15 protein-coding genes are annotated in these 16,854 nt (G+C 66.1%); 7 read left to right on the top strand and 8 right to left on the bottom strand.

Going from position 1 to position 16,854, the window contains the following annotated elements; translation table 11 throughout:
• Window positions 1-175: 175 nt before the first annotated feature.
• From L1O02_RS29885 to L1O02_RS29895, 3 genes are read left to right on the top strand one after another with little or no spacing between them, the layout of a single operon-like run.
• Window positions 176-1,771, top strand: a complete 1,596-nt coding sequence (locus L1O02_RS29885; RefSeq protein WP_060836979.1) for an ABC transporter permease subunit — start codon at window positions 176-178, stop codon at window positions 1,769-1,771.
• Entirely contained in the window at window positions 1,768-2,583 is an 816-nt protein-coding gene (locus L1O02_RS29890; protein ID WP_235759268.1) for an ABC transporter ATP-binding protein, read from the top strand. The genes L1O02_RS29885 and L1O02_RS29890 overlap by 4 nt, the downstream gene beginning before the upstream one ends.
• Before the next feature lie 14 nt (window positions 2,584-2,597).
• Window positions 2,598-4,208 (top strand): arylsulfatase, encoded by a 1,611-nt coding sequence (locus L1O02_RS29895; RefSeq protein WP_235759270.1) that lies wholly within the window; start codon window positions 2,598-2,600, stop codon window positions 4,206-4,208.
• 274 nt (window positions 4,209-4,482) lie between these two features.
• On the opposite strand, the gene L1O02_RS29900 is transcribed toward L1O02_RS29895, so the two are convergent.
• Together L1O02_RS29900 and L1O02_RS29905 are read right to left on the bottom strand one after the other, a co-directional pair.
• On the bottom strand, window positions 4,483-4,929 hold the full coding sequence (locus tag L1O02_RS29900; RefSeq protein ID WP_235759272.1) for a hypothetical protein: 447 nt from the start codon (window positions 4,927-4,929) through the stop codon (window positions 4,483-4,485).
• 113 nt (window positions 4,930-5,042) lie between these two features.
• Entirely contained in the window at window positions 5,043-6,116 is a 1,074-nt protein-coding gene (locus L1O02_RS29905) for a fatty acid desaturase (RefSeq protein WP_235759274.1), read from the bottom strand.
• 99 nt (window positions 6,117-6,215) lie between these two features.
• Here L1O02_RS29905 and L1O02_RS29910 point away from each other — a divergent pair, with 99 nt between their 5' ends.
• Window positions 6,216-7,220: an AraC family transcriptional regulator gene (locus L1O02_RS29910; RefSeq protein ID WP_060836975.1), complete on the top strand. Its 1,005-nt coding sequence runs from the start codon at window positions 6,216-6,218 to the stop codon at window positions 7,218-7,220.
• 124 nt (window positions 7,221-7,344) lie between these two features.
• Here the strand turns inward: L1O02_RS29910 and L1O02_RS29915 are convergent, their stop codons facing one another.
• Together L1O02_RS29915 and L1O02_RS29920 are read right to left on the bottom strand one after the other, a co-directional pair.
• Window positions 7,345-8,733 carry a heavy metal sensor histidine kinase gene (locus L1O02_RS29915; protein WP_235759276.1) on the bottom strand — a complete coding sequence of 463 codons (1,389 nt, stop codon included), beginning with the start codon at window positions 8,731-8,733 and terminating at the stop codon, window positions 7,345-7,347.
• Entirely contained in the window at window positions 8,720-9,400 is a 681-nt protein-coding gene (locus tag L1O02_RS29920; protein ID WP_060836973.1) for a heavy metal response regulator transcription factor, read from the bottom strand. The genes L1O02_RS29915 and L1O02_RS29920 overlap by 14 nt, the downstream gene beginning before the upstream one ends.
• 136 nt (window positions 9,401-9,536) lie before the next feature.
• Between L1O02_RS29920 and L1O02_RS29925 the strand changes: the two genes are divergently transcribed.
• On the top strand, window positions 9,537-10,025 hold the full coding sequence (locus L1O02_RS29925; RefSeq protein WP_041115124.1) for a heme-binding protein: 489 nt from the start codon (window positions 9,537-9,539) through the stop codon (window positions 10,023-10,025).
• 98 nt (window positions 10,026-10,123) lie between these two features.
• A complete protein-coding gene (uraH, locus tag L1O02_RS29930; protein WP_235759277.1) occupies window positions 10,124-10,534 on the top strand; it encodes a hydroxyisourate hydrolase in 411 nt (136 codons plus the stop codon).
• Between the two features lie 495 nt (window positions 10,535-11,029).
• On the opposite strand, the gene L1O02_RS29935 is transcribed toward uraH, so the two are convergent.
• Entirely contained in the window at window positions 11,030-11,719 is a 690-nt protein-coding gene (locus tag L1O02_RS29935; RefSeq protein WP_060836970.1) for a Crp/Fnr family transcriptional regulator, read from the bottom strand.
• A 102-nt stretch (window positions 11,720-11,821) separates the two neighbouring features.
• On the opposite strand from L1O02_RS29935, the gene L1O02_RS29940 reads away from it, so the two are divergent.
• On the top strand, window positions 11,822-12,346 hold the full coding sequence (locus tag L1O02_RS29940) for an Mpo1-like protein (protein WP_235759279.1): 525 nt from the start codon (window positions 11,822-11,824) through the stop codon (window positions 12,344-12,346).
• A 44-nt stretch (window positions 12,347-12,390) separates the two neighbouring features.
• On the opposite strand, the gene L1O02_RS29945 is transcribed toward L1O02_RS29940, so the two are convergent.
• The 3 genes from L1O02_RS29945 to L1O02_RS29955 are packed head-to-tail and all read right to left on the bottom strand — an operon-like array spanning window position 12,391 to window position 16,441.
• Complete coding sequence (locus tag L1O02_RS29945) at window positions 12,391-14,628, bottom strand: GMC family oxidoreductase (protein WP_235759281.1); 2,238 nt, start codon at window positions 14,626-14,628, stop codon at window positions 12,391-12,393.
• A complete protein-coding gene (locus L1O02_RS29950; protein ID WP_060836967.1) occupies window positions 14,625-15,137 on the bottom strand; it encodes a sorbitol dehydrogenase in 513 nt (170 codons plus the stop codon). The genes L1O02_RS29945 and L1O02_RS29950 overlap by 4 nt, the downstream gene beginning before the upstream one ends.
• Window positions 15,134-16,441, bottom strand: a complete 1,308-nt coding sequence (locus L1O02_RS29955; protein ID WP_181321632.1) for a cytochrome C — start codon at window positions 16,439-16,441, stop codon at window positions 15,134-15,136. The genes L1O02_RS29950 and L1O02_RS29955 overlap by 4 nt, the downstream gene beginning before the upstream one ends.
• Window positions 16,442-16,854: the final 413 nt, after the last annotated feature.

Here is a 16,854-nt window from a genome sequence, read left to right on the forward strand (position 1 = left end):
CTCTTAATAGAATCGATAAGAATTTTAATAGACCACAAACGCATATCACGTAGGCGCCGGCTTGCCGGCGAACAGGCCCGCCAGCCCCGCATCGCCGGCAAGCGCCGATGCGCTGGCAAGCCTGCTCCTACAGCGTCGACCCATGCCATGCAGAACCCGACGACGGAGGTCATCCATGGCCCGTGTTTCCCTGCTCAGCCTGCCCCTGGCGGCACCGTCCACCGGACGCCCGGGCTGGCCCGCAATCCATCAGCGCCTGCTGCCCTGGCTGCTGCCCCTGAGCCTGTTCGTCCTGTGGTGGCTGGCCAGCCGCAACCTGTGGATGAGCGAACAGATCCTGCCGGCCCCGGCGCTGGTCTGGAGCAGCGCCCTGGAGCTGGGCCGCGGCGAGCTGTGGAGCCATCTGGCGATCAGCCTGCAACGGCTGTTCTGGGGCTTGCTGGCGGGCATCGCCGCCGGCGCCCTGCTGGGGGGCGCCCTGGGTTTCAGTCGGCGCCTGGAGCGTCTGGTGTACCCCTCCTTCGGCGCCCTGGCGCAAATTCCGACCCTGGCCTGGATTCCCTTGTTCATGGTGTTTTTCGGCATCGGCGAAGTGCTCAAGCTGGTGGTGCTGGTCAAGGCCGTGGTGGTGCCGGTGACCCTGCACACCCTGGTGGGCGTGCGCGATGCCCAGCCCCGGCTGCGGGAAGCCGCCGCGGTGCTGCGCCTGCCTCCGGCGCTGTTGGTGCGCCGCCTGGTGCTGCCCGCCGCGCTGCCGGCCTTCATGGCCGGGGTGCGCCTGGCCCTGGCCACCGGCTGGACCTCGCTGCTGGCGGTGGAACTGCTGGCCTCCAGCGAAGGCATCGGCTACCTGATGGTCTGGGCGCGCCAGCTGTTCATGCTGGACATCGTCTTCGTCTGCATCCTGGTGATCGGCGTGCTGGGGGTGTGCATGGACCGCGGCATCGGCTGGCTGGATCGCACCCTGGTGCACTGGCCGCACCCGGCCACCGCCGCCCTGCGCCGCGGTCCGCGCTATCAGGGCTGGCAGCGCCTGCAACCCTGGCTGCTGCCCCTGGCCTTGCTGGGCCTGTGGCAGCTGGCGAGCGCAAGGCAATGGGTGGACGCCAATATTCTGGTGAGCCCGCTGGTGGTGCTGGGCACCACCGTCGACGGCCTGCGGGACGGCAGCTTGCTCGGGGGCATGGGGCTGAGCCTGGGACGCGCCCTGGGCGGCCTGGCCCTGGGCGGCGGGCTGGGGCTGGTCCTGGGCTTGCTGCTGGGGCTGTCGCGCCTCGCTGAACGGCTGCTGGGACCGACCCTGGCCGCCATCCGCCAGATCGCTATTTTCGCCTGGGTGCCGCTGCTCACCGCCTGGTTCGGCCTGGGGGAACTGGCCAAATGGGTGTTCGTCGCCCTGGCCGCGTTCTTCCCGTTGTTCATCGCCACCCAGCGCAGCGTCGCCCAGCTCTCGCCGCAACTGGCGGAAGCCGCCCAGGTGCTGCGCCTGAACCTCTGGCAACGGCTGCGCCGACTGGTGCTGCCCGGGGCGGCGCCGGGCATCTTCGCCGGCCTGCGCATCAGCCTGATCTACGCCTGGATGGGCACCATCGGCGCGGAATACTTCATGCCGTCCAACGGCGGCATCGGCAGTCAGATGATCAGCGCCCAGCAACTGCTGCGCATGGACCTGATCATGGCCGGCATGCTCCTGGTGGGCCTGACCGGGGCCCTGCTCAATCGCCTGGGCCAACAACTCGAAACCCGCGCCACCCGCTGGAGACACGCATGAACGCACCCCTGGTCAGTTTCAATCACGTGGGCAAGACCTTCGCCGTCGCCGGTGGCGAGGTGGAGGCGATCCGCGAATTCAACCTGGACATCGCCGAGGGCGAGTTCGTCGCCATCGTCGGTTCCAGCGGCTGCGGCAAGTCCACCCTGCTGCGCTTGCTGATCGGCCTGGACACCGAGTTTCGCGGCGAGATCCGGGTCGACGGCCAGCGGATCAGCGGCATCGGCAGCGAACGCGGCATCGTGTTTCAGGAGCACCGCCTGTTTCCCTGGCTGACGGTGGCCGAGAACATCGGCCTGGGCCTGGTCAACGAACCCTTGAGCGCCGCCGAGCGCCAGCGGCGGATCGACGACTTCATCGAGCTGGTGGGGCTCAAGGACTTTACCCGGGCCTATCCCCACCAACTGTCCGGCGGCATGGCGCAGCGGGTGGCCATCGCTCGCGGGCTGGTGGCCAGCCCGCGCATCCTGCTGCTGGACGAGCCCTTCGGCGCCCTAGACGCCCTGACCCGCCAGCAGATGCAGGACGAGCTGCTGGCGATCCGCGAGCGGGCCAGGATCACCACGGTGCTGGTGACCCACGATGTCGAGGAAGCGATCTTCCTCGCCGACCGGGTGGTGGTGATGGAGCCGCGCCCGGGCCGCATCAAGCGCGTGGTCGAGGTGGCCCTGCCACACCCGCGCAAGCGCAGTGCTTTCGACTTCCACCAACTGCGCGAAGAACTGCTCCACGAACTGACCAGCGATGATCACTACCAGGCGCCGCAGCCGGTGCAGATCCGCGACCTGCCCTTGACCTTCATTGCTTGCTGAACAGGAGTGCCGCGATGCCGCAACGCCCCAACTTTCTGGTGATCCTGGCCGACGACCTGGGCTTCTCCGACCTCGGCGCCTTCGGTGGCGAGATCGCCACGCCGAACCTCGACGCCCTGGCCTTCAACGGCCTGCGCCTGACCGATTTCCACACCGCCCCGACCTGCTCGCCGACCCGCTCCATGCTGCTCACCGGCACCGACCACCACATTGCCGGGATCGGCACCATGGCCGAGGCCCTGACCCCCGAGCTGATCGGCAAGCCGGGCTACGAGGGTTACCTCAACGACCGCGTGGTGGCCCTGCCGGAGCTGCTGCGCGAAGCCGGCTACCAGACCCTGATGAGCGGCAAGTGGCACCTGGGGCTGACCGCCGAACGCGCGCCCCATGCCCGGGGCTTCGAACGTTCGTTCTCGCTGCTGCCGGGGGCGGCCAACCACTACGCCTTCGAACCGACCTACGACGAACGCACCCCCGGGCTGCTCAAATCCACCCCGGCGCTGTACATCGAGGACGACCGCTTCATCGATGAACTGCCGGCGGATTTCTATTCCTCCGACGCCTTCGGCGACAAGCTTTTGCAGTACCTGAAGGAGCGTGACCAGAGCCGGCCGTTCTTCGCCTACCTGCCGTTCTCGGCGCCCCACTGGCCGCTGCAGGCCCCCGAGGAAATCGTCGCCAAGTACCGCGGCCGCTATGACGCCGGCCCCGAGGTGCTGCGCCGCGAGCGCCTGGAAAAACTCAAGGCCCTGGGCCTGATCGATGCCGCGATAGAGCCCCATCCGCTGATCAACCTGAATGCCGAGTGGGATGCCCTGAGCGATGAACAGCGGCAGGTTTCGGCGCGGGCCATGGAGGTGTATGCAGCGATGGTCGAGCGCATGGACTGGAACATCGGCCGGGTGGTGGATTACCTGCGCCAGCAGGGCCAGCTGGACAACACCCTGATCCTGTTCATGTCCGACAACGGCGCCGAGGGCGCGCTGCTGGAGGCCTTCCCCAAGTTCGGGCCGGAGCTTTTGACCTACCTCAACCAGCACTACGACAACCGCCTGGAGAACATCGGCCGGGCCAACTCCTACGTCTGGTACGGCCCGGCCTGGGCCCAGGCGGCCACCGCGCCGTCGCGGCTGTTCAAGGCCTTCACCACCCAGGGCGGGATTCGCGTGCCGGCGCTGCTGCATTACCCGCAACTGCCGCTCAAGGGGCAGATCAGCCACGGCTTCGGCACGGTGATGGACATCACCCCGACCCTGCTCGACCTGGCCGGAGTGCGCCACCCCGGCAAGCGCTGGCGCGGGCGCGACGTGGCGCCGCTGCGGGGCAAGTCCTGGCTGGGCTTTCTCTCCGGCGAAACCGCCCAGGTGCATGACCAGCACACGGTGACCGGCTGGGAGCTGTTCGGCCGCCGGGCGATCCGCCAGGGCCAGTGGAAAGCGGTGTACATCCCCGGCCCCGTGGGCCCGGCGACCTGGCAGTTGTATGACCTGGGCCAGGACCCGGGGGAGATTCACGACCTGGCCCAGAGCCAACCGGACAAACTGCGCACCGTGCTGGAGGAATGGCAGCGCTACGTGGATGAAACCGGGGTGATCCTCAGCGAATCGCCGTTCCAGCCGGATTGAGCTTGCAGGAGCTGGCTATCAACCGGACCGTGCAAGAGCGGGCCTGTGTAGGAGCTGGCTCGCCAGCGAAAGCGTCCTCCAGAACAACACCAGTCTCCAGGGCCCTTTCGCCGTCAAGCCGGCTCCTACGCGGTGCGTTTGGGTTGTCGGCAAGTCCGGCATGACAGTGGGGATAAGGTGGCAAGACCGCCGCCTCGCTGCTCAACGGGCGGCGTGCCACAGAACCCGGTATCGATCCTCGGTGAATACACCGGGCTGCGCCATGGCGCTGGCCTCAGCCTCGGGTGATGCGGCAGGCCGGGGTTGTTGGCAGTTCCTTGACCACGACGTAATGCCCTGCCCGGTTTTTCTCGACCCGCAACCGCGAAGCGGCCAGGTAGCTACCGTGCAGGTTCTGGTCGACAAAACAGATGGTGATGCCCTGCTTCCCCTGCTCCATCACCCTGACGCTGTAGACCCAGCTTTGTTCTTCGTCCGTCGCGTTGTAGGTGCCATCGGCGCCTGCGGCCCTCTCGTAGATCCGATAGGGCGTCTGGCCCAGCGTGGTGCCGTCCGGGTAGTGCCGCGGCCTTAAGGAATTGCGAAAACCGTTCACTTCCAGATGCTTCAAGATACTCAGCGCCAGCGCCTCGTCGGGGCCCTGCGCCACCGGGTCGGCCAGCGACAGACCGCCCACACTCATCAAGGCAACGGCGATCAATCGCCTTACCGCACTGTTCATACTGTCTCCCTGTCGTTGCCCCTTCGCGGATTCCGGGCGTTTCCCGGCGCCGCGTGACCTTGGCTTAACGTCATCGGTCCTTGGATATTTAACCAGAAAGACAGTCCGCCCCCTCAAGCCCGGGCGTTACGCGCAGGTTGCGTCGCCACCTGCTCCACGGGATGAAAGCGGTTGGCCCGGGCAAAGGTGCCGAAATCGTTGAAGCGCACGCCCATCTCGGCCATCACTTTATGCGCCACCGGCGCCGTCAGCTGGCGGATGTAGAAGGGTTCCTTGACCACGAAATGGTGGATGCCGTGGGTGCTGCCGAAGTTGCAGCAGAAGGCCTGCAGCGGCCACATCCACCAGGGGTTGAGCACCTGGGTCTGCTGGATCACGTTGCCCGGTTCGATATCGCCGTAGTAGTGCATGTTGGAGCTGACGAAGTGCAGGCAGAAGGTGCGCAGCACGTTGGGGCCGATGATCACCACCACGGCGATATCGATGCCGTGCATCAGCGCCAGGGTGTCCGGTGACCACTGGATCGGGCTGCCGAGCCACGCGGCGATGCCATTGGCCCCATGAAAACCGAGGAACAGGTACCAGGCGCCCCAGTGCAGCAAGGCCAGGGGCGCGTAGACGGCCAGGGTGCGGCCGAGGATGTGCAGCTTGCGCCTGGCCCCCGGTGCCCGCAGCAGGCGGATGAAGGCCGCCATCATGTTGTCCCCCACCATCAGCAGGCGGGCGATGCCCCAGGGTTCGCCGTTGGTGATGGCGCGCTCTTCGATATCGCTCTCGCTGCCGGACACCTTGTGGTGATTGAGGTGCAGATGACGCCGCACCCAGGGGTTGATGGTGCTCGGCCGCGCCAGCCAGACCAGCGCCAGCATCAGGTTGTGGGGCAGGCGCTGCTTGCGAAAGTACATGCTGTGGATCAGGTCGTGTTCCAGCTCGTGGGTCAGGGACGCGAAGAACGCGTTGAGCAGCAGGCACGCCCACCAGGCCAGGTAGCCACCGACATAGAGCGCCGCTGACCCCAGCATCCCGGACAGGGCGACTATCAGGATCCCCGCGCCCAGGGCGTCCTGGTGCCGCAGCAAGGGGAAGCGCCGGCGCAGTTCATCGCCCCGGGCCAGGACCACCTGGCGAATGTGCGCCGCTCGCTGTTGTGCGTTCATCCGCTCGGGGCTTGCAGAAATACCCTGCATGATTCCATCCTCTGGTCAGTGATGTGTGCATCCTGCCCCGAGCCCCGGCTCCGGGCGCTAGCCGTAAACGCCAACCTGTTGACCGGACGCGCCAATCGCATGACCGAAGCCACCTCCCTCGCCAGCTGGACCCGCGCCTTGCGCAAGCAACTGGACGCCCTCGACCTCGACAGCGACGCGCTGTGCCGCGAGGCCGGCCTCGACCCGCAATGGATGGACGACCCCAACGCCCGCTACCCGCTGTCGGCCACCACCCGCCTGTGGCATCTGGCGGTGCAGGCCAGCGGCGATCCGGCCATTGGCCTGCGGGTGTCGCGCTTTGTCAGCCCCACCACCTTCCATGCCCTGGGCTACGCCCTGGTGGCCAGCGGCAGCCTGCGGGAAGTGTTCGAGCGCATCGTGCGTTATCACCAGGTGGTCAGCGACGCCCTGGAACTGGCCCTGACCCGCGAGCCGGACCGCTACCGCTTCTTCCTCAAGGTGCCCGAAGGCGCGCCGCGGCCGGCCATCGAGGCGATCGACGCCTTTGCCGCGATCTACGTGCGCACCTGCCGCAACCGCCTGGGCCGCGACTACGCGCCGCTGGCCGTGCATTTGCGGCGCCCGGCCCCGGCGGACCCGAGCCAGTGGCACAAGGTGTTCCGCTGCCCGGTGCACTTTGCCGCGGCCGACGATTGCCTGGAATTCGGCCTGCACGATTTCGACAGCCACCTGGACGACGCCAACCCGGAACTGGCCGAACACAACGAAGCGGTGCTCAAGCGCACCCTGCTGCAACTGCGGCCCCTGACCTGGGAGCGCAAGGTGCGCGGGGTGATCGAAGCCCAATTGCCGGAAGGCGAGCCCTCCGCGGAACGGGTGGCCCAGGCCCTGCACCTGAGCCTGCGCAGCCTGCAACGGCACCTGGCGGATGAAGGCACGCGCTTCGACACCCTGCTCAACGAATGCCGGGAGAACCTCGCCCTGCTGCACCTGCGGGACCTGGAATGTTCCCTGAGCGAGATCAGCTACCTGCTGGGTTTTGCCGATGCCAGCAGCTTCAGCCGGGCCTTCAAACGCTGGACCGGGATGACCCCGGGGCAGTTTCGCGACGGTTTGCGCTGACCCCCTGCAGCCTTGTAGCCGCTGCTGAGCCTGCGAAGCTGCGAACGAGCGCAACGCGGGCGCAAATACTGCAGACCGCTGAAGGCCTCGCGGCCTTGTCGCAGCCTCGCAGGCTCGGCAGCGGCTACAGGAGGGGAAAGCCCAGTTCGAATACCGTGCCTCGGTCATCGCTCGCCACCCGCACCTGACCGCCATGCAGCAGCATGATCGAGCGCACGATGGCCAGCCCCAGGCCGCCGGAGTCCCCCGGTTCGGCGCGGGAGGGGTCGACCCGGTAGAAGCGGTCGAACAGCCGGGGCAGGTGTTCAGGGGCAATCGCCGGGCCCTGGTTGTGCACCTGCAGCCAGCACCAGCCCGCTTCGTCGCGGCGCTGCAGGCGGATCAGCGAACCCGCGTCAGCGTGGCGCACGGCGTTGGCCAGGAGGTTGCCCAGGGCCCGTTGCAGCAGTTGCTGGTCGGCCTGCAGCTCACCGAAAAAGCCGTTTTCCAGACGGATCTGCCGGTCATCGGCCAGGGCCTCGAAGTAGTCGCACAACTGCGCGCCGACACCCGAGAGTGACAGCAGCTGGCGGTCCAGCGCCGCATCGGCCTGTTCGGCCCGGGCCAGGAACAGCAGGTTCTCGGCCATGCGTCCCAGGCGCTCGAACTCCTCCATGTTGGAGGCCAGCACTTCCTGGTACTCCGCGGCGCTGCGCGGCTGGTTCAGGGCCAGGCCGTTGCTGCCCAGGAGGTTGTGCAACGGCGTGCGGATTTCATGGGCCAGGTCGGCGGAGAACTGCGACAAGCGCTGAAAGCTCTCTTCCAGGCGCGCCAGCATGGCGTTCAAGGCTTGCACCGGCTCGTGGAATTCGGCGGGAATGCCGGTGGTCTGCAGGCGCCGGTCGAGGCTGCGCAGATCGATCTCGCGCACCGACTCGCTGAGCTGGCGCAGGGGCTGCAAGCCCCGGCGCAACAGCAGCAGGCCCAGGGCGAAGGCCAGCAAGGCCCCCAGGCCTACCGCCAGGTACAGGCGCAGGCGATAGCTGGCGAGCATCTGCTCGCGCTCGCTGAGGATCTTTCCGGCAATCACCGTCAGGGCCTCGCCCTTGGGGCTGCTGGCCTGCCCCGCCAGCAGCGCCACCGGGACGTGGTCGCTGCCCGGCCAGAGCAGGATGTCGCCGCGTTGCGGGCGCCGCTCCTGGGCGATCGGCAGCAACTCGGGCAAGCGCTGTTGCCGGGGGTTGATGCCGATCACCGTCGAGCCATCGGCCCGCAGCACCAGCAGCAGGCTGTCCTGGTTGCCCAGCATGTTCTGGTACAGCCGGGGCCGGGCTTGCAGGGCGTCCAGGCTGTCGCTGTCCTGGAGCAGGGCCCGCACCTGCTCCAGGCGCCCGAGCAGGGCGAGGTCGTCGCGGTAGGCGATTTCCCCGGCCAGGGAGCGGTAGAGAAACACCCCGATCACGCTGAGCACCAGGGCGCAGACCGCGGCAAAGGCCAGGGCCAGCCGCCAGGCGATGGAACTAGAGCGTTTCATCCGGGGCTTCCAGCTGGTAGCCGACGCCACGCACGGTGTGGATCAGCTTGGGCATGTAGGGATCGTCGACCTTGGCCCGCAACCGGCGCACCGCCACTTCCACCATGTTGGTGTCGCTGTCGAAATTCAGGTTCCACACCTGGGAAGCGATCAGGGTCCGCGACAGCACTTCGCCCTGGCGGCTGGCCAACAGGTGCAGCAGGGCGAACTCCTTGTTGGTCAGGGCGATGCGCTGGCCACCGCGGCTGACCCGACGGCGCAGCACGTCGATCTCAAGGTCGGCGATGCTGAAGGACTCGGCCTCGCGCAGCGGCCCACGGCGCAGCAGGGTGCGCACCCGGGCCAGCAGTTCGGCGAAGGCGAAGGGCTTGAGCAGGTAGTCGTCGGCACCCAGTTCCAGGCCGCGCACCCGGTCTTCGATGGCGTCCTTGGCGGTGAGGAACAGCACCGGGGTGGCGCCGCGCTGGCGGATCAGTTGCAGCAACTGCCAACCATTGAGGCCCGGGAGCATCACGTCGAGGATGATCAGGTCATATTCCTGCTGCTCGATGAAATAGCGCCCGTCCAGGCCGTTCAGGGCCACGTCCACGGCGAATCCGGACTCTCCCAGGCCCTTGGCAAGGAAATTCGCGGTCTTGGCTTCGTCTTCAACTACCAGCAAACGCATGGCGCACCTCGGAAATGATCGGCACAGGCTAGGCGCCCGGCGCGCGCTTGCCCATTACAAACTTGTAATCCAACTGACGAGGTTCTGACGAGGAGCGCTGGCTAAGGTGGCGGCCTGTCTTTGCGGAGCCTTCCCCATGATGTGCAAAACCCTTCTTCTAAGTCTTGGCCTGGGCCTTGCCGGCAGCGCCCTGGCGGCCCCGGACCTGCCCCGTCACGCCGAGCTGGACCTGGCCACCGCCCGTCAGTTGGCAGACGCCAGCCTGGCCCAGTGCACGGCCGTGGTGTCGGTGCTGGACCGTGGCGGCAACCTGCTGGTGACCTTGCGCAGTGATGGCGTCGGCCCGCACAACACCGTCGCCAGCCAGCGCAAGGCCTATACCGCGCTGTCCACCAAGACCCCGAGCCGGCTGTTCGCCGAACGGGCGCGCAATAACCCCGAGGCGGCCAATCTCAACACCTTGCCGGAGCTGCTGTTGCTCGGCGGCGGCATTCCATTGTTTGCCGATAACCAGCTGGTGGGCGCGATGGGCATTGCCGGTGCGGGCGGCGCGGCGCAGGACGAGGCGTGCGCGTTACAGGCGGCACAGCGGGTGGGGTTGGCGGCCGAGGCCGGACGTCAGTGAACGGGAGAGCCGCGCCCGCGTTGCGCTAATGCGCAACCTCGTGGGCTCGGCAGCGGCTACAGAGTCTGTTGTTTGTTCAATCGAGAAAGGAGTGAGACATGAACTTTTTGCGTAATGGCCTGGCCGCTATCGGCTTCTGCGGCCTGTCGAGCCTGGCCCTGGCGGCGGGCAATCCCTTGAGCGTGCATGTGCTGAACCTGGAAAACGGTTTGCCCTCGCCGGGGGTCAAGGTGACCCTGGAGCAGCATGTGGGCCAGGACTGGAAAGCCTTGTCCAGCGGCGTCACCAACGAGCAGGGGCGGATCAGCGAGCTGTTTCCCGCAGGCCAGGCGCTGACGGCGGGTGAATACCGGGTAGTGTTCAAGACCGGCGAATACTTCAAGCAGGCCAAGCGCGACACCTTCTTTCCGGAGATTCCGGTGATCTTCGAGGTCAAGCAGACCGAGCAGCATTACCACATTCCGTTGTTGCTCAGCCCTTATGGATTCTCGACCTATCGTGGTTCGTAGAAGCGGACTGCTGGCGAGGGCGGTCTTGAGGGCCCCTTCGCTGGCAAGCCAGCTCCTACGGTCGGCAGAGAAATCGCGCGGGATTTTGTAGGAGCCGGCTTGCCGGCGAAAGCGGTCTTGAGGGCCTCTTCGCTGGCAAGCCAGCTCCTACGGTCGGCAGAGAAATCGCGTGGGATTTTGTAGGCGCCGGCTTGCCGGCGAAAGCGGTCTTGCGGGCCCCTTCGCTGGCAAGCCAGCTCCTACGGTCGGCAGAGAAATCGCGCGGGACTTTGTAGGAGCCGGCTTGCCGGCGAAAGCGGTCTTGAGGGCCTCTTCGCTGGCAAGCCAGCTCCTACGGTCGGCAGAGAAATCGCGCGGGACTTTGTAGGCGCCGGCTTGCCGGCGAAAGCGGTCTTGAGGGCCTCTTCGCTGGCAAGCCAGCTCCTACGGTCGGCAGAGAAATCGCGTGGGACTTTGTAGGAGCCGGCTTGCCGGCGAAAGCGGTCTTGAGGGCCCCTACGCGGGGCCGGCGAGGGCGCGCAGGCGGTCGGTGTCGAGGATTTCGATCTCGCCGTAGCTCAGGCGCAGGATGCCCTGGCTCTGCAGGTCCTTGAGGATCTGGTTGGTGGTCTGGCGCGAGAGCGAGAGCATCAGCGCCAGTTGCTCCTGGGGCAGTTGCAGCAGGTTGCGGCGCTGGGTCACTTCGCCGTAGCCGGCAGCGATCGCCAGCAGGCGGCTGGCCACACGGGCCGGCGCCGGCATCAGGCTCAGCTGCTCCAGGTTGATAAAGGCCAGGCGCAGTTTGTGGCTCATCAACAGGGCAAACTGACGCCAGTACTGCGGCTGTTGCTCCAGCAGTTGCAACAAGCTCGACTGCGGCACCTGGAGCAAGGTGCAGGCACCCTCAGCGTAGGCATCGTGGGTTCGCGGCTGGCCGTCGAACAGGCAGATCTCGCCGAACCAGTGGGGCGCCTGCATCAGGCTGAGCAAGGCTTCCTTGCCCTGTTCGCTGACCGCGCCCACCCGCACCGTTCCTTCCAGCACCGCATACAAACCGCAGGGTGGATCACCCCGCAGGAACAGGCATTGCCCCGGCGCCAATCGGCGCAGGCGGGCACCGGCGAGCAAACTATTCTGTAAGGAATCCGGCAGGTGGCTGAACCACTGGCCGGTCATCAGGCATTCACGCCACTGCTGCATGTCCATGAACAGGTCTTTTCCTCAAGGCATCGGCGTGATTGTCGCCTAGCTGACAGTGCCGTGATTGGCGGCCGGGCATGATCGGGCCACCCTAACGGAGGAACAACAATGAAAAGCCTCGTTGATCATCTCAGTCAATACGCCGCCTACCACCGCGACCCGCGCAACATTGCCAGCCACTTTATCGGCATTCCCATGATCGTACTGGCGGTGGCGGTGCTGCTGTCCCGTCCCACCTGGCCACTGGCGGGGATGGTGGTGTCGCCGGCCGTGCTGCTGGCCCTGGCCTCGGCCGTGTTCTACCTGCGCCTGGAGTTGCGCCTGGGCGTGTTGATGAGTGTGCTGATGGGTCTGTCGGTCTGGGCCGGGCAGGCGCTGGCAGCGCAAAGCACCGGGCTCTGGTTGAGCTGCGGCCTGGGATTGTTCGTGATCGGTTGGGTGATCCAGTTCATCGGCCATTACTACGAGGGCCGCAAGCCGGCCTTTGTCGATGATCTTTCCGGGCTGATTGTCGGCCCGCTGTTCGTGGTGGCCGAGCTGGCGTTCCTGCTGGGGCTGCGCCATGACTTGAAGCAGGCGATCGAGCAGCGCTCGGGCCCCGTGGCCCTGCGCCAGAAAAAAGCCATGATCTGAAGTCCCCGGCCGGGCGTGCCGACTGCACGCCCGGCCAGGATGGGTCACAAGCCGCCAAACTCCACTCGCACCGTCAGTGCGCCCTGGTTGTCCTGCAGGCCGACACCATAACGTCCGTCCAGGTCGTCATTGATGCACAGCTGCAACTCTCCTCGCTGGCCCGCCGGTATCTGCGCCAGATCGCCGATCAGAAAGGGCGTGCCAGCGCTCCCGACGCGGCCGATCAGCGCCCCCTCATTGGCCCCAGGCAAGGTATAGCCGGACTTGGCGATGTAGGCCGGATTGCCCCGGCCGTCCACCATGCCCCCCGCCGGGCTGGCAGACCAGTGCCCGCTGACGTAGCACACCCGCTGCGCACTGATCCCATTGAGTTGCACCCCGGTGCCTTGCCAGGGCTGATTGGCCTGGACCGTCACGGTACTGGCCTTGAGCTCGTTGGCGAGCACATCGGCGGCCTGGAACGCCAGCGCGGCGATGGTCAGGCTCGGGTTGGAGGTGCCGCTGGTGGGAAACACCCCGTCTCCCACCAGGAACAGATTGCGGTGATCCCAACTGCGTTGATGCTTGTCCACCACCGAGTTCCTGGGATTGGCCCCCATGCGGTAAGTCCCCATCAGGTGTCCGGCGCCCTGGAAGCTGTAGGGCTCGCCGTCGTAGACGAAGAACCCGGGGTTGGTCTTGGGGTCCGGCTTGAGGTCCGTGAGCTCGGTGGCCCCCAGCAGCTCGGTAATGATGTAGGTGGCGGCCTGCCGGGCCTGCTTGAAACCCTCCTTGGTGTAGTCCGACAGGTTGTAGTGAATCTCCGGACGGGGGATGCCCAAACGGTCCTTGTACTCGGTGGAGGGAACTATGTAGCAGTCGGCCCGATCCGGGTCCTGCTCCACCTGTTCCACCAGAAAAGCGATGCGGAACTGGCGGATCAGGCGGTCGTTGAGGGCACGGATCAAATCACCGCCATACAGCGCCAGGGGCGGTTGCTTGTCCCCCGGCAACGGGTTGGTGTGGCTGTTGTTCTGGCCGTCGATCAGGTCGCACACCGTGGTGTAGGGATCGCCGATCGGCCAGTTCAGGCCCTCGTTGCCGATCTCGATGCGCCAAGCCGCCCGGCGGCTGCGAAAGGCCCCATCGCGCAGGCTCTCGATGCCCGCCGTGGACACCGGCCCACGATAAGGGAACACCGTCTGCCCCGGCGGCATCAGCCCCCAGGCCAGGTAGATCGGGTGGTCCGACAGGCTGCGACCGACCTGACCACTGCTGTTGGCCACGCCCTGGGGTGCCTCGGGACAGGCTGAGTTGAGCAACAGCTTGGGGGTCTCGATGGCGTGGGCAGCGATCACATAGTGCTGCCCGAGGGCCACGCCATTGGCGGTGGGCGGGCCGTCCCCCAGCTGGTACTGGATGAACTCGATACCGCTGATGCTGGACTTGCCATCGACCCTGACCTTGCTCGCCACACTCTTGTACAGCACCCGGACATTGCCGGTCTCCAGCGCCTTGTTCAGGGTCACCGTGGCATCGTATTTGGCCTGGATCGGGCAGATCGGCGTGCAGTTGGTATTGCCCGCACAGACCCGGCGCCCGGCGTAAGGCTCGGAGTTGCGCCCGGCCGGCGTCGGGCTCACCAGCAGCGGCATGCCGGCGAACGAATGGCCCTTGAGCGCCTTGACGAAACGCTCGTCCACCAGGGACAGCGGAATGCTGTGCATGGGGAATTGATAATCCTCGGGAAAGGTCATGCCCAGGTAGTCCTGGTCACCCACATCCGCCGCCACGCCGATCTCCGCCTCGGCGCGGCAGTAGGCGCTTTGCAGATCCTGGTAGCCGATGGGCCAGTCGACCCCGACGCCGTACAGCGACTTGAGGCGAAAGTCATTGGGCAGCATGCGCAGGCAGGTGGCGACCCAGTGCCAGGTGGTGCCGCCGCCCACGCGCTCATAGGTGCTGGTGAAGGCCAGCGGGCCTTTCTGCACCAGATAGCTGGTCTGCGGGTTCTGCCAGCCGTTGATCAGGTCGGCAATGGTCGGCCGTGGCGCATTCTGCTGGGCCGGCTGCAGTTCCGGATAAAGCTGCGGCTGCAGGTTGCTGGCCGGAGGATAGGGCGACTCCGGGGTCTTCAGGGTGGCGTTGTAGAAGCGCTCCATGTATTGCGTGCGATTGGCCGGAATGCTCGGCCCGGACTCCAGCACCAGGACCTTGATCCCGGCCAGACCCAGTTGATAGGCAATGATGCTACCGGCCAGGCCGGCGCCGACTATCACCACATCCGCTTGTTCTGTGCTCATGACGAAGCTCCTTGCTGCCCCTTGGCGGGTACACCGGTAAAGGCCTCCAGGCTCGGCGGCGTCTCGTTCCAGTAGCCGAAATGAAACTGGCTGTAGCCCATGGGATGAGCCTGGGCGACCTTCCAGGCCCAGCTTTGCTGGTACGCCAGGTCGGACACGACCCACTGTTGCCCGGCCTTGAAGCTGCTGGCGTCATAAGGCTGGTACCAGACCCCCAGCAGCCACATTTTCATGATCGAACGACAGGCCTTGGCTGCAGGTGTGGCCGCTGGCTGGCCGTTGTCCATCAGCAGCGCCCGGGCGATCTGTTCCGGGCTCTGCTGGTCAGCCACCAGGCTGGCGTACTGGCTCAGCAGGTCATTGAGTTGGGCCTCGGTCAGCTTCGGGCGGATATAGGCCAGAAACTGGCTGGGCAGGTCGATGGGGTCGATCGACGGCGCCAGCAAGGCCTTGCCGATCCCCAGCAACGCCGTGGACAGGCCGACAAAGTTCTCACGCTCGGTGCTCATGGTTTGCTCCCTGCGGCGCCAGTGGATTGGGCACGCTCCAACAGATAGGTGAAGTCGGCGAAAGTGGTGCGGGGGTTCTGGGTGACCCGGGTCGTCGCGTTGTTGTGGCAGTCCATGCAACTGGAGGACGCCTGGGGCACCGTGCCCTGGATAAAGGTTTCCAGGGTGGCGTTGGCGAGGAAGGTCGGGGCCGGGCTGCCCAGGGGGTTGGTCGGCGACGGCGTCTCGCAGTCCGTGGCCGGATCGGCGGGCCATTGGGTGTCGATCATCTGGTAGTTGGCCCAGACACTCTGAGGGTTGGCCGTGCGCAGCAGCGCCTGGTAGGTGCTGTTCAGTGCCTTGGCGGCCTCGGTCAGCGGGATCTCACGGACAATTTGCGACGGCGTGGCCTTGACCGCCGGGTTCCAGGGCCGGGGCGGTGGCTCGTTGACCTTGGCCGTGCTGGCAGCGTTGTAGAACAGGTACGGACCTTTGCGCTGCTCCGGTGGGGTGGTTTTTTCCGGCACATTGTCCACGTGTTCGAAGGTCGACCAGACCCACTGCGGCGCCAGTGCGGTCTTGTGCACGATGTGCAGGCCCACCAGCCCCACCGACTCCGCCTTGCACGACTCTTCCACGATGGGCCCATGGGTCGGGTCGCTGTTGCCGGGGGTATAGACCAGGGCGTCCACCGTATGGAAGCGGCTGCGCTGGTCGTTGCCGTCCAGCACCTTCCACGAGGCCTTGACCATGATTGCGCCGAGTTTCTGGTGGGGATTGGAGCTGCAACTGAAGGCCACGCGGTTGTTCGGGCTGGCGGCGAAATACGCCTGCTGGCCCTGGACGCTGTACAGGCCCTTGTCGACGATATCGTTGAACATCGGCCGGTTGACCACGATTTCGTTGCGGGTGTAGGTGCCGCTCTGGTCCACCAGCGGGCCGCTCTGGAACGGCTGGATGAACTCATCGAGGACACCCGCGACCTTGCCCATCTGTTGCAGCAGGCGCCCGGATTTGAGCCCTTCACAGGGCTTGGGAAGAATCGCCGGGGCATCCCAGGCCAAAGGCTTCTCGCCCTTGGCCCGGAAGATCTGATAGCTCTCTTTCCAGCCTTCCCAGACGGTGGGGCCGTCCTCCTTGCCGATGGGCCCGATGCCGGGACTGCCGTCGTCCTGGGCCGGCCAGTTGAGGGCGATGAAGGTCTGCCAGGACAGCACGTCAAAATCCCGCTGCAGGCTTTCCAGGGTTGGTGTCGGGGGGGCGGTCACTGCGACGTCGTAGGGTATGTGCGAGGACAGGTCAGGGGGCGCGAGCGCCAGGGCCATAGGGCTGAGCAGTGCACCGCATAGTGCACAACCGAACCTCGGACCGGGCCGATGGAGTTCCTTTTTCATGCTTGTCTCCTTGGCATCAGGCTGGCCAGGAGACAGAACGCCGGTCCTTCAAGGACTCTTCAATTGCGCCCTCCTGGCACCATTTCCAGAGTAGATAAGGAATGTTGCGGCCAGGGGACGGGCCATAGATCGAATCGAGCTAGCAGCAATAGCCGAACGCCATCACCCACCCTCGATACGCGACATCCTCTGCGTAGGAGCCGGCTTGCCGGCGAAGAGGCCTTCAAGCCGGGTGCAAACCTGGAGGACGCTTTCGCTGGCAAGCCAGCTCCTACAGGACGCGAGGTTGAGGAGAAATACTGCGGCCAACAATCAAGCCACCGTAGGAGCCGGCTTGCCGGCGA

It is taken from the genome of Pseudomonas sp. BC42 (assembly GCF_021560055.1).
In the GTDB taxonomy this organism is placed as follows: Bacteria; Pseudomonadota; Gammaproteobacteria; order Pseudomonadales; family Pseudomonadaceae; genus Aquipseudomonas.